The 14,527-nt window shown below is 73.9% G+C and carries 14 protein-coding genes; 7 read left to right on the forward strand and 7 right to left on the reverse strand.

Annotated elements, in window-relative coordinates; all coding sequences use genetic code 11:
• Nucleotides 1-54: 54 nt before the first annotated feature.
• Nucleotides 55-654, forward strand: a complete 600-nt coding sequence (gene dhaL / locus AB0912_RS17515) for a dihydroxyacetone kinase subunit DhaL (protein WP_366700511.1) — start codon at nt 55-57, stop codon at nt 652-654.
• A gap of 94 nt (nt 655-748) precedes the next feature.
• The gene (locus AB0912_RS17520; RefSeq protein WP_366700575.1) at nt 749-1,135 is read left to right on the forward strand and encodes a PTS fructose transporter subunit IIA; all 387 of its coding nucleotides are present in this window, start codon (nt 749-751) and stop codon (nt 1,133-1,135) included.
• A gap of 399 nt (nt 1,136-1,534) precedes the next feature.
• On the opposite strand, the gene AB0912_RS17525 is transcribed toward AB0912_RS17520, so the two are convergent.
• Entirely contained in the window at nt 1,535-2,197 is a 663-nt protein-coding gene (locus AB0912_RS17525; protein WP_366700513.1) for a helix-turn-helix domain-containing protein, read from the reverse strand.
• Nucleotides 2,198-2,376: 179 nt separating this feature from the next.
• Here AB0912_RS17525 and AB0912_RS17530 point away from each other — a divergent pair, with 179 nt between their 5' ends.
• Nucleotides 2,377-3,141 (forward strand): SDR family NAD(P)-dependent oxidoreductase, encoded by a 765-nt coding sequence (locus AB0912_RS17530; RefSeq protein ID WP_366700515.1) that lies wholly within the window; start codon nt 2,377-2,379, stop codon nt 3,139-3,141.
• 6 nt (nt 3,142-3,147) lie between these two features.
• Here AB0912_RS17530 and AB0912_RS17535 read toward each other — a convergent pair whose 3' ends face one another.
• A complete protein-coding gene (locus tag AB0912_RS17535) occupies nt 3,148-3,909 on the reverse strand; it encodes a glycoside hydrolase family 75 protein (protein ID WP_366700517.1) in 762 nt (253 codons plus the stop codon).
• A 428-nt stretch (nt 3,910-4,337) separates the two neighbouring features.
• Here AB0912_RS17535 and AB0912_RS17540 point away from each other — a divergent pair, with 428 nt between their 5' ends.
• The gene (locus AB0912_RS17540; protein ID WP_366700519.1) at nt 4,338-5,321 is read left to right on the forward strand and encodes a fibronectin type III domain-containing protein; all 984 of its coding nucleotides are present in this window, start codon (nt 4,338-4,340) and stop codon (nt 5,319-5,321) included.
• Between the two features lie 282 nt (nt 5,322-5,603).
• The gene (locus AB0912_RS17545; RefSeq protein ID WP_366700521.1) at nt 5,604-6,149 is read left to right on the forward strand and encodes a hypothetical protein; all 546 of its coding nucleotides are present in this window, start codon (nt 5,604-5,606) and stop codon (nt 6,147-6,149) included.
• Nucleotides 6,150-6,347: 198 nt separating this feature from the next.
• Here AB0912_RS17545 and AB0912_RS17550 read toward each other — a convergent pair whose 3' ends face one another.
• The 3 genes from AB0912_RS17550 to AB0912_RS17560 form a co-directional block, all read right to left on the reverse strand.
• Nucleotides 6,348-6,896 (reverse strand): PadR family transcriptional regulator, encoded by a 549-nt coding sequence (locus tag AB0912_RS17550; protein ID WP_366700523.1) that lies wholly within the window; start codon nt 6,894-6,896, stop codon nt 6,348-6,350.
• Nucleotides 6,897-6,949: 53 nt separating this feature from the next.
• Nucleotides 6,950-8,965, reverse strand: coding sequence for an NADPH-dependent 2,4-dienoyl-CoA reductase (locus AB0912_RS17555; protein WP_366700525.1), 2,016 nt, complete (start codon nt 8,963-8,965; stop codon nt 6,950-6,952).
• Between the two features lie 112 nt (nt 8,966-9,077).
• Nucleotides 9,078-10,163, reverse strand: coding sequence for a helix-turn-helix domain-containing protein (locus tag AB0912_RS17560; protein ID WP_366700527.1), 1,086 nt, complete (start codon nt 10,161-10,163; stop codon nt 9,078-9,080).
• 100 nt (nt 10,164-10,263) lie between these two features.
• On the opposite strand from AB0912_RS17560, the gene AB0912_RS17565 reads away from it, so the two are divergent.
• The gene (locus AB0912_RS17565) at nt 10,264-11,532 is read left to right on the forward strand and encodes an MFS transporter (RefSeq protein ID WP_366700529.1); all 1,269 of its coding nucleotides are present in this window, start codon (nt 10,264-10,266) and stop codon (nt 11,530-11,532) included.
• On the opposite strand, the gene AB0912_RS17570 is transcribed toward AB0912_RS17565, so the two are convergent.
• Together AB0912_RS17570 and AB0912_RS17575 are read right to left on the reverse strand one after the other, a co-directional pair.
• The gene (locus AB0912_RS17570; RefSeq protein WP_366700531.1) at nt 11,504-12,361 is read right to left on the reverse strand and encodes a putative protein N(5)-glutamine methyltransferase; all 858 of its coding nucleotides are present in this window, start codon (nt 12,359-12,361) and stop codon (nt 11,504-11,506) included. The genes AB0912_RS17565 and AB0912_RS17570 overlap by 29 nt on opposite strands.
• A 191-nt stretch (nt 12,362-12,552) precedes the next feature.
• Nucleotides 12,553-13,716: a hypothetical protein gene (locus AB0912_RS17575; RefSeq protein ID WP_366700533.1), complete on the reverse strand. Its 1,164-nt coding sequence runs from the start codon at nt 13,714-13,716 to the stop codon at nt 12,553-12,555.
• Between the two features lie 333 nt (nt 13,717-14,049).
• On the opposite strand from AB0912_RS17575, the gene AB0912_RS17580 reads away from it, so the two are divergent.
• Complete coding sequence (locus tag AB0912_RS17580) at nt 14,050-14,493, forward strand: MarR family winged helix-turn-helix transcriptional regulator (protein ID WP_366700577.1); 444 nt, start codon at nt 14,050-14,052, stop codon at nt 14,491-14,493.
• Nucleotides 14,494-14,527 lie beyond the last annotated feature (34 nt).

The raw sequence follows: 14,527 nt of genomic DNA on the forward strand, positions 1-14,527 counted from the left end.
AGCGGGTCAACCGGCCGACTTCAGGTCAACTTCCGTACCACGCAAGGAGATTCCGTGCTCGACGCCGATTTCTTCCGCCGTTGGATGACGGCGACCGCAGCGTCCGTGGACCGCGAGGCAGCGCGGCTCACCGACCTGGACTCGCCGATCGGTGACGCCGACCACGGCAGCAATCTGCAGCGCGGGTTCGTCGCCGTGACGGCCGCGCTGGAGAAGGAGTCCCCGGACACCCCGGGCGGTGTGCTCACGCTGGCCGGGCGGCAGTTGATCTCGACCGTCGGCGGCGCGTCCGGTCCGCTGTACGGGACCTTGCTGCGCCGCACCGGGAAGGCTCTCGGAGACGCCGTCGAGGTGAGTCAGGAGCAGCTCGCGGACGCGCTGCGCGCGGGCGTCGACGCGGTCATGGCGCTCGGCGGAGCCGCGCCCGGCGACAAGACCATGATCGACGCCCTGGTACCGGCGGTCGACGCGCTCGGCGAGTCCTTCGAGGCCGCGAAGACGGCCGCCGAGGAGGGCGCGGCGGCGACGACGCCCCTCCAGGCCCGCAAGGGCCGGGCGAGCTACCTGGGCGAGCGCAGCATCGGCCATCAGGACCCCGGCGCCACATCCGCGTCGCTGCTGATCGGAGCACTCGTGGAGGCGTCCGGTGAGTGACACCACGAACACCCCGGAGACGGCGGCGACGGCGGCGACGGCGGGGACAGCCGGGCCGGCTAAGACACCGGAGACGGCTGCCGGACTCGTCGGCATCGTGCTGGTCTCCCACAGTGCCGCCGTCGCCGCGTCCGTCGCCGAACTGGCGACCGGCCTCGCCGGTGGCCGCACGACGGCTCCGGTGGCCGCGGCGGGCGGTACGACGGACGGCGGTCTCGGCACCAGTTCGGAACTCATCGCCGCCGCGGCGGCCTCGGTGGACGGCGGCGCGGGTGTCGCGGTGCTCACCGACCTCGGCAGCGCCGTACTGACGGTCAAGGCGCTGCTCGCCGAGGGCGACGAACTCCCGGCCGACACCCGCCTGGTGGACGCCCCGTTCGTGGAGGGCGCGGTGGCCGCGGTGGTGACCGCCTCGGCGGGCGGCGACCTCAGCGCGGTGGAGGCGGCGGCGACAGAGGCGTACAGCTACCGCAAGGAGTGAGGACGCGGCTGCCCGTGCGGGGAGTCGACGACGCCTCGACGGCTACGCGGGCCCGCGTCGCGACCTCGACAGCCACGCCGGGCCGGCGCGGCTGTGGCCGTGCGGGGCCCGGGCCCGGCCCGAGGGAGGGGCTCTCCCCGTCCCGCCCGTGAAGCGGGGCACGGCCGGGGCGCGTGGGCAGCCCGGGCGCTGGGTCCTCCGAGAAGCGGATGCGGCCCCGGGGCGGTGCAGCGGAGACACGGCCCAGGCCGGGCGTGGGGTCCCCGAGGCCCGGGCGCAGCCCAGGCACGGGAGCCACCGAGACGCGAGGCCACCCGCGCGCGGCGTGTGGCGGCGGCCCAGGGGCAGTCCGGGCGCGGCGCGCGGCCCGGGCGTGGGGGCAGCCATGTCGCGGGGTCTCTAGGAGATCCCCCTGGCCGCAACCCCCAGCGCCGACCGCACCGTCGCGGTCACCTCCGCGCGGGCCTTCTCCGGGGTGGATTCCGTCTCTTCCGTACGCCACGCGTAGTGCTCGACCGCCACGCGGAGGGCGGCGTTGAGCATGGCCGCCTGGATGTGTGAGCGCAGGTCGACGGTGGCGAGGCCGGCGCGGTCGGCGAGGGCTCGGGCGAAGACCGGTTCGGCCTCGTCGTGGGCCTGGAGCCAGACGGCCCGTAGCCCCGGTTCGGTGCGGGTGAGCCGGAGCAGGGCCCGGACCCGCGGCATCTGCGGCAGCGGCGTCAGACCCTCGCCGCTCGTGGGTCCCTCCAGCGCGTCCTCCAGCGAACCGTCCTCCGGCCAGGCGCGCAGCGCTGCCCCGATCGCGTCGATGCCGGCCGCGAAGAGCGGGCTGACGCAGCTCTCCTTGTTCGGGAAGTAGCGCCACAGGGTCCGCGAGGAGACGCCGACGGCCCGCGCGATCTGCTCGCCGGTGGTGGCGGCGACGCCCTGGGCGACGAAGAGTTCCACCGCGGCGCGGGCGATCTCCTGGCGGAACGCGGCCCTGCGCTCGTCCGTCAGCGGAGGCCGCCCGGTCCGGCCGCGCCCGCGTCCCGCGTGATCGCCGATCGAACCGTCCGACACCGCTGACTCCTCGGATGTGCCCGCGTCCGCCGCCCGGGGTCGGGGGCGGGGCCGAGTCTAGCGATCTCCTCACACCCGCCGAGACTTTCTGTCATTCAGCGACATTAAGTCGTACTGTTACCGAGCGGCATATGCCTGTCGCACACTTCGCACCTCGTACGCACCTCTGGGAGAACGTCATGACCACCACTGGACTGGCCGGCCGCAGCGTCATCGTCACCGGCGCGGGCTCGGGCATCGGCCGGGCCACCGCCCTGGCGTTCGCGGCCGAGGGCGCGCGCGTGGTCGTGGCCGACCTGAACCCCGAGGGTGCCGCCGCGGTCGTGGCCGAGATCGAGGCGGCGGGCGGCACCGCCGTGTCCGTGACGGGCGACCTGAGCGAGCAGTCGGTCGTGGACCGGGTCGCGGCGACTGCGGTGGAGCGGTTCGGCGGGGTCGACGTGCTGGTGAACAACGCCGGGATCATGGACCGTATGTCGGCGGTGGCCGAGGTGAGCGACGCGGAGTGGGAGCGGGTCATCCGGGTCAACCTGACCGCCCCGTTCCTGCTGGCCCGCGCCGTGCTGCCGCACATGCTCGCGGCCGGCCGGGGCGCCATCGTGAACACCGCCTCCGAGGCGAGTCTGCGCGGCAGCGCAGCCGGGGCCGCGTACACCGCGTCGAAGCACGGGGTCGCGGGGCTCACCAAGTCGCTGGCCGTGATGTACCGGGACCAGGGCATCCGCACCAACGCCATCGCGCCGGGCGGCACGAAGACCGCGATCACCGTGGACGCGGAGGCGGGCGCGCACGGTCCCGCCACGCTCGGCGCCTACATGGGCAACGTGGGCCGGCCCGCCGAGGCGGCGGAGCAGGCCGCGGCGATCGTGTTCCTCGCCTCGGACGCCGCGAGCAACATCAACGGCGTGATCCTGCCCGTGGACAACGGCTGGGCCGCGGTCTGACCGCCCTCAGTCGCCGGCGGGGCGGCTCGGCACCGGGTTTCGGCCCTCGGCGGCGAACTCCCGGGCCAGCCGCTCCCCCGCCCGGACCGTCGCGGCACGGTCCTCGATGGGTGAGACGCGGGAGTTCCTGAACACGATGTAGGTGACCCCGGACGGGGTGCCGCCGCCGCGCGGGTCGGGGCGGATGCCGAGCGCCTTGGCCGTCGCGTACGAGGCCTCGCCGATGATGTCTCTCGGGCCGGTGTCGCCGACGACGGCGTACTGGACGCGGTTCCGGTAGATCACGGCGGCCACCGAACCGGTGGCGATGCCGTGCTCCCGGTGGTCCCAGATGTCACTGGGGGCCGGGACGACGATGTAGGGCAGGGTCTCGGCGCTCAGATAGCGGCCGTCGGACTGCTGGACGGCGGTGGTGTCGGAGAAGAGCGGGTCGGTGCGGCCGTTGCACAGGCGGCCCGGCCTGCCGTCGCAGTCGATGTCCATGTCGGCCTTCCAGAAGACGGCGCCCTTGGTGCCGCAGACCGGGATCTCGGCGGAGGTGCCGTCGTCGGTCCGGTAGCGCCCCTGAGAGACGGGGTCGCAGCTGCGCGCCTTCGCCAGCAGTTCGGCGGCTCCGACTGCGCTCTCCCGGACGGCCGGGGGGCGACTTCCCGGATGGCCGGCCACGGGAGACGCCGGAGTCGCGGGCGGCGCGGGCGCGGCGGGCGGCGGCGCCGGGGCCAGCAGGGCGACGGCGGCCACGGCCAGCGTCAGCGACTGGACACGCACGATGGGAGACCCTCTCCTGGGGGACACAAAGTCACCTGCCCCAATGTGGTGGGCCTCTGACGGTGCGTCCACCGGAAGGGGGCCGGACGATGCACACGCGCCCGTGCGGCCGAGGCGGCGGGCCAGGGAGGCGGGGCGCGGCGGTGTCCGGCGGGCGCCGTACGGCCGAGGGCCCGAGCCGCAGTCGGCTCCGGCCACTCGACCGCACGCGCCGGCGCGGGTTCAGCGACGACAGCGTTCCGCGCCGTGGGCAGGAACTCCCCTGGGATCGGGGCGAGTTCACACCGCGTCGGGGATCAGCATACGTACCGTCGACATGTTCCGGCCAACACCCGCCCCGCTCTTCGACACGCGTCCCCCCTCTTGATGTGGCCGCGTCAGCCGTGTCTTATAGGTACAGACCAATCCCGTCGAGGGAAGGCGGACCCGTGCGAGGCGTTCCCCCCACCGTCCTGCGCGCGCTGGTGTGCGGCGCGCTGCTGGTGCTCCCGTCCTGCGGCTGGGGCGCGCCGTCGGCCGGGCAGGGCGAGCGGCTGCCCGGGGCGCCGCTGGGCGTGACGGCCGCCGCGGGCAGCGCGACCAGCGTCCATGTGATGTGGAACCTGGCCGAGGAGGACCCGCCGGTCACCCACTACGAGGTGTACCGGGGGAACACCAAGGTCGCGGAGGTGCCCGGCGCGGAGCACATGGTGGACGTCACCCGGCTGAAGCCGTCGACCGGCTACGTCTTCACGGTCCGGGCGCGGAACTCCGCCGGGGCCTCGGGACCGCCGAGCAAACGGGTCCGGGCCACCACTCCGGCCGCGGTCACGGCCGACCGCACACCGCCCACCCGCCCCGGCAGCCCACGCGGCAAGGCGGTCGGCAGCCGGGCGGCGCAGTTGTCGTGGACCCGCTCGACGGACAAGGGCGGTGTGGCCTCGTACGACGTCTACCAGGGCGGGTCGAAGATCCACAGTGTGGGCGGCGCGCAGACGGCGACCGTGGTCACGGGGCTGCGGCCCGGCACGGCCTACGCCTTCACCGTGCGGGCCCGCGACACGTCGGACAACACCTCGCCGCCGAGCGAGACCGTCCGCCTCACCACCGCGCCGGGCTCCGACGACGGCCGGGGCACGGCGCCGACGGCCTTCCGGGCGACGACGCACCGCGCGGACGGGGCGTACTACATCGACCTGTCCTGGGTCGCGCCGCCGGTCGACGGGGTGATCAGCGAGTACCAGATCCACCTGGACGGGCGCGCCGCGACCTCGCTCGTCTGGGGCGGCAACCCGCCGCACGGCACCGCCACCTACAGCTTCTACGTCGGCCGGACGGCGGACGAGACCCACCGGGTGCGGATCCGGGCGAAGCTGCCCGACGGCACCTGGGGCGGGTTCTCGGCGCAGCGCTCGGTGACGACCGGAGGCTGACACCGGCCGGCGGCCCGCCCCCTCCCCACCGCGCCGACCTCACCGCGGCGCTGCCCTCACCGTCGCGCTGCCCCTCACAGCCGCGCGGCCCCGCCCTGCCGCACACCGCGCCAGAACGCCAGCGGTGATCGGCCGGACGACGGAATCCGTCACCTGCCCGGTCCCCGTCCGGATGCGGGCCGGGCCCGGGGCGCTTTTGCTCTCCCTGAGGCAGCACGGGCCTTCCGATCCTCGGCGGCGCATGGGAAGTACCGCCAACCGTGCCGCTGGAGGGCAGTTCCTATGCGTACCACTCAGACACTTCTCCGCTCGGGCCTGACCGTGGCCGCCGCCGCTGCGCTTCCGCTCACCCTGGCCGCCCCGTCGGCCGTCGCTTGGGGTTCCGGGATCTCGGTGAGCACCAGCGGCACGTCGGTCTCGGTCACCACCAGCGCCTGCCCGAGCAACGGAAGCAGCTTCGGCAACGCCTCGCTGCTCTCCAGCGGGCAGGCGAACTTCGCCCAGGGACGGCAGATGCCGCTCACGGGCACCAGCAACAGTCAGGCGGCGTCCTGGACGGGCGTCGGCCCCGGCACGTACACGGTCATCGTGGTGTGCGGGGACGGGTCGACGGCGGGCACCCAGTCCATCATCGTCTCGGCCCCCGCGACGCCGACGACCTCCTCGACCGCCACGGCCTCGCCCTCGCGCGGTGTCATGGGCGGTGTCGGCGGAGCCGTGAAGGACTACGGCACGGCCACCGTCGCCGGCGGAGCGGCCCTGGTCGTGACCGGCACGGTCGCGGCGGCCTGGTTCCTGCGCCGCCGCTTCAAGCCCCACCGCCTCTGATCCGGGCCCAGAGGCACCGGCCACCGGGCACCCGGCGACCGCTCAGCCGACTCCCGTCGCGGGCGGTCGCCGAGGCATGCCCGGCCCTCCGGCCGGCGCGGGACTGCGGGGCATCGCGGAGCCTGACGGCGGCACTGAGCCTGCCGGCGGCACGCAGCCTGCCGGCGGCACGGAGCCTGCCGGCGGCGCGGACTCCGTCTAGTCGCCCGCCGCGTCCAGCTCCGCGAACTCCTCGATCGCGTGGGTCAGCCACTGGGTCCAGAAAGTCTCCAGGTCGATGCCCGCGCGCAGCACGAGGTGGCGCAGCCGGTCCTCGGGGGTGTCCTTGCCCGGCGGGAAGTCCCGCTCCTGGATCTCCTGATACTCCGTCAACTGTGCCTGGTGCAGGGCGAGATGACGCCGCAGATCGGCTTCGACGCCGGCGGTGCCGACGACGGCGGCGGCACGCAGCCGCAGCAGCATCGTGTCCCGCAGCGGCTTGGGGTCCTGTGAGAGGGCCGTCCAGCGGGCGAGTTCGGCGCGGCCGGCGGGCAGGACCTCGTAGCTCTTCTTCTGGCCCCGGGCGGGCTGTTCGGAGGGCAGTTCCCGGATGTAGCCCTCGGCCTCCAGTTTTCCCAGCTCGCGATAGATCTGCTGGTGCGTCGCCGACCAGAAGTAGCCGATCGACTTGTCGAACCGCCGGGTGAGTCCGAGCCCCGACGAGGGCTTCTCGAGCAGGGCGGTGAGGATCGCGTGCGGGAGTGACATGAGGTCATCCTAGGGAGGGCCGCCGCTGCCGGACGGTGCGGCGGCCCCGCCGGTCAGAGAGCCGCCGCGAGTTCGGTGCCCTGCTTGATGGCGCGCTTGGCGTCCAGTTCGGCGGCCACGTCGGCCCCGCCGATGAGGTGGACGCCCCGGCCGGTGGCGCGCAGCTCCTCGTAGAGGTCGCGGCGCGGGTCCTGGCCGGCGCACAGCACGATGGTGTCGACCTCCAGGACCTGGCGGTGTCCGTCGACGGTGACGTGCAGTCCGGCGTCGTCGATCAGGTCGTAGGTGACGCCCGGGACCATGGTGACGCCGCGGTGCTTCAGCTCGGTGCGGTGGATCCAGCCGGTGGTCTTGCCGAGGCCCGCGCCGACCTTGGTGGCCTTGCGCTGGAGGAGGTGGACGGTGCGCGGCGGGGCGGGCCGCTCGGGGGCGGTGAGACCGCCGGGCGCCTGGTAGTCCATGTCGACGCCCCAGCTCCGGAAGTACGTCGCCGGGTCCTCGCTCGCCTTGTCGCCGCTGTCGGTGAGGTACTCGGCGACGTCGAAGCCGATGCCTCCGGCGCCGAGGATGGCGACGCGGTCGCCGACGGGGACGCCGTCGCGCAGCACGTCGAGGTAGCCGACGACGCTCGGGTGGTCGACGCCCGGGATCTCGGGGACGCGCGGGCTGACGCCGGTCGCGACGACGACCTCCTCGTAGGGCTCCAGAGTGTCCGCGGTGGCGCGGGTGTTCAACCGGACGTCGACGCCGTGCAGTTCGAGCTGGGTGCGGAAGTAGCGGATCGTCTCGTCGAACTCCTGCTTGCCGGGGACCTTGCGGGCCACGTTGAGCTGGCCGCCGATCTCGGCCGCCGCGTCGAACAGCGTGACGTCGTGGCCGCGTTCGGCGGCGCTGACGGCGCAGGCGAGTCCGGCGGGTCCGGCGCCGACGACGGCGACGCGCTTGCGCAGCCGGGTCGGGGCGAGCACGAGTTCCGTCTCGTGGCAGGCCCGAGGGTTGACCAGGCAGGAGGTGATCTTGCCGCTGAAGGTGTGGTCGAGGCAGGCCTGGTTGCAGCCGATGCAGGTGTTGATGGCCTCCGGGCGCCCGGCCCGCGCCTTGGCGACGAAGTCGGGGTCGGCGAGCATCGGGCGGGCCAGCGAGACCATGTCGGCGTAGCCGTCGGCGAGCAACTGCTCGGCGATCTCGGGGGTGTTGATGCGGTTGGTGGTGACGAGGGGGATCGAGACGGAGCCCATGACCTTCTTGGTCACCCAGGCGTACGCGCCGCGCGGCACCGAGGTCGCGATCGTGGGGATGCGGGCCTCGTGCCAGCCGACGCCGGTGTTGATGATCGTCGCGCCGGCGGCTTCGACGGCCCGGGCGAGGGTGACGACCTCGTCGAGCGAGGAGCCTCCGGGCACCAGGTCGAGCATCGAGAGGCGGTAGATGATGACGAAGTCCTCGCCGACGGCCTCGCGGACGCGGCGGACGATCTCGACCGGGAAGCGCGTGCGGTTCTCGTAGGAGCCGCCCCAGCGGTCCTCGCGCCGGTTGGTCTGGAGGGCGATGAACTCGTTGACGAGGTAGCCCTCGGAGCCCATGATCTCGACGCCGTCGTACCCGGCGCGGCGCGCGAGCCGGGCGGCGCGGGCGTAGTCCTCGATGGTTTGCTCGATCTCGGCGTCGGTGAGTTCATGCGGCGGGAACGGGCTGATCGGCGCCTGGAGCGGGCTCGGTGCGACGAGGTCCTGGTGGTAGGCGTACCGGCCGAAGTGCAGGATCTGCATCGCGATCTTGCCGCCCTCGCGGTGCACCGCGGCGGTGACCTGGGCGTGCCGGTCGGCCTCGGCCTCGGTGGTCAGCTTGGCGCCGCCCTCGTAGGGCCGGCCCGCGTCGTTGGGGGCGATGCCGCCGGTGACGATCAGGCCGACACCGCCGCGCGCGCGGGCGGCGTAGAACTCGGCCATGCGCTCGAAGCCGCGCTCGGCCTCCTCCAGGCCCACGTGCATGGAGCCCATGAGCACGCGGTTGGGCAGGGTGGTGAAGCCCAGGTCCAGCGGTTCGAGCAGGTGCGGGTAACGGCTCATCGGGCCCTCCGTGCGGGGTGTCGTACGTCTGTTGTAGACGACACGCCGGGCATTGTGCAACTAGTTGCACAATGAGGAGCGTCACTCGGGCGCCGCGCGTTGCGAGGCCCGGTCAGCGCAGCACGGTCGACAGCAGGTCCGTGCCGAGGGTCGTCATGGCGGGCACGTCGAGGGTGTAGTGGACGTAACGGCCGCGCCGTCGGGCGGTGAGCAGCCCGGCGCGGCGCAGCACGGCGAGGTGCCGGGAGACCTCGGGGGGCGAGAGTTCCCAGGCGTGGGCCAGCTCGCCGGTGGTGTGCGGGCCGCGGGCCAGGGTGCGCAGCAGCCGCAGCCGTACGGGGTGGGCGAGTGCCTCCAGCCGCAGCGTGACCGTCTCCAGCGGCACCGGCTCCACGGGGCTCGCCTCGGCCACCGGGTACTGCACCACCGGCTGCCACCCGGGCGCGTAGACGACCACCAGGTGCGGACGGCCGAAGACGGTGGGGAGGAAGGTGACCCCGGTGCCCCGCGCGGAGGTCGAGATGTCCTGGAGCTTGTCCACGACGATGCGGTTGCCGTCCGGCGCCAAGGCGACCGCGCCCGAGACCGACGCGAGAGCGGCGCCGGCGCCCTGGCGCTTCAGCAGGTCGTTCTTCACCCGCAGGTCGCCGGCGAGCCGCACGGCGACACCGGCCCAGGCGGCGTCGAAGAACGCCTCGGCGCACTGTTCGAGGGTGTCGCGCACCCGCGCCCGTACGGCGGCCGGGTCCGCGAGCAGCCGTTCCGCGAAGGCCTCCTGGAGCGCGCCGCGGGCCTGGGCGAGGTCCAGGGCCCGTTCGCGCGCCGCCGCGTCGGCGAGCGGTGACGGCGTGGCGAAGCGGACCCGGTTGCTGCCGCAGGTGGTGATGAGCGCGGCGGTCACATAGGTCTCGTCGTCGATGCGGTCCACCTCGTCCAGTTCCTCGGCGAGGGTGGGCCGGGGGCGGGCGGGGACCAGGAAGTCGGCTCGTGAGGAACGCCAGAGGAACTCCGATTCCCTGAGCCGCTCGGCCAGCTCCGGGGGCAGCCCGGCCCAGACGTCCCCGGCCCAGCCGGCGAGCTGCGGGTGGTGCGCGGGTTCGGCCAGCACGTGCAGCATCGCGGTCAGCTCGGCCAGCGGGGAGGCGGCGAACCGCAGCCGTCCGGGCGGCAGGCCGGTGATGTCTATCCTCAACGTCATCTGCTCAGCATGGCCGGTAGGACGGCCGGTCCCCGCGTCGATTGACGGTGTCCGTCAACCCAGGTGGCCGGCCCTGGGGGCGGACCGCACGGTGGGCGACATGCCAAACACTGTCAAGATCCAGCCGCGCGCCCTCGTCCGGGCCTCCGGAGGCCCCCGCTATGCCGTCGCCCTGGCCGTGGACGCGCTCGGCACCGGTCTGCTGCGGCCCTTTCTGCTGCTCTACGGAGTGCTGGTGCTGAGGCTGTCCGCGCCGGTCACCGGCGTGACCATGACGGCCGGCGCCGTCGCCGGTCTGGTGTGCATGCCGGCGGTCGGCCGATGGCTGGACCGGGGCGCGCGCAGCACGGTCGTGGCGGCGTCGATGCTGGTGCGGGTGCTGGGCGTGGCGCTGCTGCTTGCCGCCCCGGCGGGACACGTCGGGCTGTTCGCGGCGGCGGCGCTCTTCCTCGGCATCGGCAACCAGGCGTGGCCGGCCGCCCACGCCGCCCTGGTGTCCACGGTCGCCCACGGCCGGGAGCGCGACGCCGCTCTCGCGGGAGGCCGCGCCCTGCGCAACGCCGGACTGGGCGTGGGCGCCCTGCTCGCCACCCTGTCTCTGGCGGGCGGCAGCACGGCGCTCCGGGCACTGGCGGCCGTCACCGGGCTCGCCTATCTCGCGGCGGCGGCCCTGGCGTGGTCGGTGCGCCTGCGCGCACGTCCGGCCGCCGCCGAGGCAGGGGCCGGGGCCGGGACCGAGGGGCCCGCCCCGCGGATGCGTGCGCTGCTGGCGGGCAACGTGGTCTACGTCTTCTGCCTCAGCGTCCCCGAAGTCGCGCTCCCCCTGGTCCTGGTGACACATCTGCACGCCTCCCCGGTGTGGTCCTCGGCCATCTTCGTGGCGAACACCGTGCTGGTGGTCACCTTGCAGGTTCCGGTCACCGTCCTGATGTCCCGCTTCTCCCGGCGGACCGTGCTGGCTCTCGCCGGCGGGGTGCTCGCCGCGTCCTACCTCGGCTTCCTCGCGGCGACCTCGCTGGGGCACGGCTGGGGCGCCCCGGCCGTCGCCGCGGTGTCGGTGGTCTGCACCGTCGGGGAGATCCTCTACGCGGGCAGCGCCACCGCGCTGGTCACCGCCCTCGCCCCGGCCCATGTCCTCGGTCGCGCCCTCGCCCGCTTCCAGCTTTCCACGGGCTTCGGGCTCGCCGTCTCCCCGGCGGTCGTCACCGCCCTCGCCTCGCACGGTGAGGCCGCCCTGTGGGGCAGCCTCACCGCCGCGACGCTGGTGTCCGCCTCCGCCGTCGCCGCCGAGAAGGATCAGGGAGCGCGGCCCCGCGGTCAGCGCCGCCGGGTGCGAGCGGTCATGCCGGCGGGCTCCGGTGCTCCGTGAACCCGGCGGCCGTACCGTCAGGCCTCACGCCCACCACGACGTGGGCCCAGCCCTCCTCGGAGACGGTGAGCCGGGCGATCAGGCCGGCGCTCGCGAAGGTCTCGACGGCGGTTGCGGCCTGGTGTTCGCTGGTCTCCACGAGCAGGCAGCCCCCGGGGGCGAGCCAGCGCGGCGCCTCCCGGGCGACCCGGCGCACGAGGTCGAGCCCGTCTGCGCCGCCGTCGAGCGCGGCCAGGGGTTCGTGGTCGCGGGCCTCGGGCGGCAGTAGTCCGACCTCGTCGGTGGGGACGTACGGCACGTTCGCCGCCAGGATGTCGACCCGGCCGCGCAGGGTGCCGGGCAGGGCGGCGAAGAGGTCGCCCTCGTGGACGTGGCCGGCGTACGGGGCGACGTTGCGGCGGGCGCAGCGGACCGCGGCCGGGTCGATGTCGGAGGCGTGCAGCTCGGGACCGTCGAGACAGGCGGCCAGTGCGGCGCCGACCGCGCCCGAGCCACAGCACAGGTCCACGACGAGGGAGGCGCCGGGCGCGAGCGACACGGCCTGGTCGACCAGGAACTCGGTGCGCCGGCGGGGCACGAACACGCCGGGTTCGAGTCCGATCCGCAGACCGTGGAACTGCGCCCAGCCGAGGACGTGTTCCAGGGGGAGCCCGGCGACGCGCCGGTCCACCATGGCGGCGACCTCGTCCGGGGTGCGGGCGGTGGCGAGGATCAGTTCCGCCTCGTCCTCGGCGAAGACACAGCCGGCGGAGCGGAGGGCGGCGATCACGGCGTCCATGGCGGTGCCGGGAAGCGCGGAACCGGAACCGTCAGAAGAGAGAAGAGGCATGAAGCCGAGGGCCTTTCGAAGAACCGAAGGGCGCTCTCACGGTCACCTGGAGGCGGTGGCCGTGTCGTTCGCGGAGGAGAGCACCCGACCTGACACAGCGGTAATGGGTCTCACCTCCTCGGCGGTCCGTCCGGCGGCGACGCTCGGCGGCCGGGACGGCCACCCTACAGGACCGCCCGGCACGTCAACGGTCAGACCCCGACCGACTCCTCCAACTCCTCCTCCAGTTCCTCTTCGTCCGCTTGCCGACGCTCCTCCCGGCGCACTTCTCGCCGGTCTTCTCGCAGTTCCTCGGCGCTCTCGGTCGCGCGGGGTGCCGACGATCCGGGCTGCTCAGCCACGGCGGCGGGCCGCACGGCGTGCCGGCCACGCGTCCGCTCGACGGCACCGGCGACCGCCGTCACCAGCAGGCCGGCCAGCAGCCAGCCGACGAGGGTGACCACGTTGCCGGCCAGGCCGTCGCCGTCGAAGTAGAGGAGGCTGCGGACGCCCTCCACGAAGCCCGCGCCGTTCCAGAAGGAGTGCAGGGCGCCGAAGAAGCCGTTCTGAAGCTCGGGCCGGAACAACCCGCCGGAGCTGGTGAAGTTGAGCATCACGAAGAGCACCATCATCGCGAGCGTGGTCCACCGCTTGAGGAAGGTGTGGAGGCCGACGCCGACGAAGAGGATGCCGGCCGAGTAGAGCCAGCTCATCGCCCAGACGGTGGCGAGGTCGTGGTGCGCGAGGTGGAAGACCGGGCCGGCGAGCGCGGCGCCGATGCCGCTCACCACGGCGGAGACCCCGACGGCCAGCAACGCCCTTACGCGCAGGGCCAGTCCGGAGCCCGCGGCGCCGAGGGCGGCGACGGAGGCGTAGGAGCCGATGCTCAGCGCGATCAGCAGGAAGAACAGGCCCTGCCCGGTGGGGTCGTCGTCCACGGGCGCGGCGACGTCGGTGACCTTCAGGGGCAGGCCCTGCCGCGCGGCGACCGGGGTGAAGACCCGCTCGACGGCGGTGGCGCCCATGTCGGAGGCGGCGGTGGCGACGACGAGTTCGGGCGCCTTGGCGCTCGGCACATAGGCGCCGGTGATGTCACGGGAGGTGAGCAGACGCACCGCCTCCGCGCGGTCGGCGACGGTACGGACGTCAAGCTCGTCCCCCGCCCGGTCCTTGACCGTCTGCGCGAAGGCCTTGGTCTCGGGGCCCGTGCCGACGACGGCGACGGGAAGGTGGTGGGGCTCCGGCGTCACGAACGCGCCCATGTAGGCCAGCCCCATGCCGAGACACATCAGCAGCGGGGTGACCAGGTGCGTGAGCACATGGCGCAGGGCGGGTGAGCGCAGGCCGGTGAGCACGCGGTCTCCTTTGGTTGGCATATACAACTCTCTATCCAGTTGTACTATACAACCAGGACTGGGAAGGGAGGTCCCGTGATGGCAGCCGAAGCCTCCGATGAGACCGTTGTCACCACCGGGATGCCGTCCGATACGCAGGGCGGAGCGCCGGGGAACGCGGCGCGCGACGGCGGGGCGCCGGGCGGGACGAGGGCCGGGCAGGTGCGGGACACCGGAGCACCCGACGGCCCGACCGCCGAGGCGACTTGGGACACCGAGGCGTCCGAGGGACCGACCGCCGACGCGACTTGGGACCCCGGGGCGCCCCACGGACCGACCGCCGACGCGACTCGGCACAGCACGGCACCCGGCGCGATGACCGCCGACGCGGCCGTGGAGACGATCCAGCGCGAGATGACGGCGTTCGCTCGGCGGGCGCGCGCCTCGGCGGGCCGGATGCACCCCGAGCTGTCCCTGGTCTCGTACACCCTGCTCGGGCATCTGGAGGAGGTCGGCGGCTGCCGGGCCACCGACCTCGCCGCGCACTACGCGCTGGACAAGTCGACGGTGAGCCGGCAGGTGGCGGCGCTGGAGCGGGCCGGGCTGATCGAGCGGCGGACGGACCCCGAGGACCACCGGGTTCAGGTGCTGCATCTGACCGGCACGGGCACCGAGATCCTGGCCCAGGTGACCCGCAGCCGGCGGGTGGCGTTCCAGGAGCGGCTGACGGGCTGGCCCGAGGAGGACCTAGCCCGTTTCGCCACGTATCTGCTGCGCTACAACGCCGCGAGCGCGGACCCGGCGGAGCCGGAAGGCTGAGCCGGAAGGCTGAGCCGGAAGGCTGAGCCGGAAG

The sequence above is a fragment of the Streptomyces sp. NPDC007084 genome (assembly GCF_040703595.1).
In the GTDB taxonomy this organism is placed as follows: Bacteria; Actinomycetota; Actinomycetes; order Streptomycetales; family Streptomycetaceae; genus Streptomyces.

What these genes read in the sequence shown, in the direction of transcription:
- AB0912_RS17530 (WP_366700515.1), top strand. Translation starts at nt 2,377, where the DNA reads ATGACCACCACTGGACTGGCCGGCCGCAGCGTCATCGTCACCGGCGCG.
- AB0912_RS17545 (WP_366700521.1), top strand. Translation starts at nt 5,604, where the DNA reads ATGCGTACCACTCAGACACTTCTCCGCTCGGGCCTGACCGTGGCCGCC.
- AB0912_RS17550 (WP_366700523.1), bottom strand. Translation starts at nt 6,896, where the DNA reads ATGTCACTCCCGCACGCGATCCTCACCGCCCTGCTCGAGAAGCCCTCG.
- AB0912_RS17555 (WP_366700525.1), bottom strand. Translation starts at nt 8,965, where the DNA reads ATGAGCCGTTACCCGCACCTGCTCGAACCGCTGGACCTGGGCTTCACC.
- AB0912_RS17560 (WP_366700527.1), bottom strand. Translation starts at nt 10,163, where the DNA reads ATGACGTTGAGGATAGACATCACCGGCCTGCCGCCCGGACGGCTGCGG.
- AB0912_RS17565 (WP_366700529.1), top strand. Translation starts at nt 10,264, where the DNA reads ATGCCAAACACTGTCAAGATCCAGCCGCGCGCCCTCGTCCGGGCCTCC.
- AB0912_RS17570 (WP_366700531.1), bottom strand. Translation starts at nt 12,361, where the DNA reads ATGCCTCTTCTCTCTTCTGACGGTTCCGGTTCCGCGCTTCCCGGCACC.
- AB0912_RS17575 (WP_366700533.1), bottom strand. Translation starts at nt 13,716, where the DNA reads ATGCCAACCAAAGGAGACCGCGTGCTCACCGGCCTGCGCTCACCCGCC.
- AB0912_RS17580 (WP_366700577.1), top strand. Translation starts at nt 14,050, where the DNA reads ATGACCGCCGACGCGGCCGTGGAGACGATCCAGCGCGAGATGACGGCG.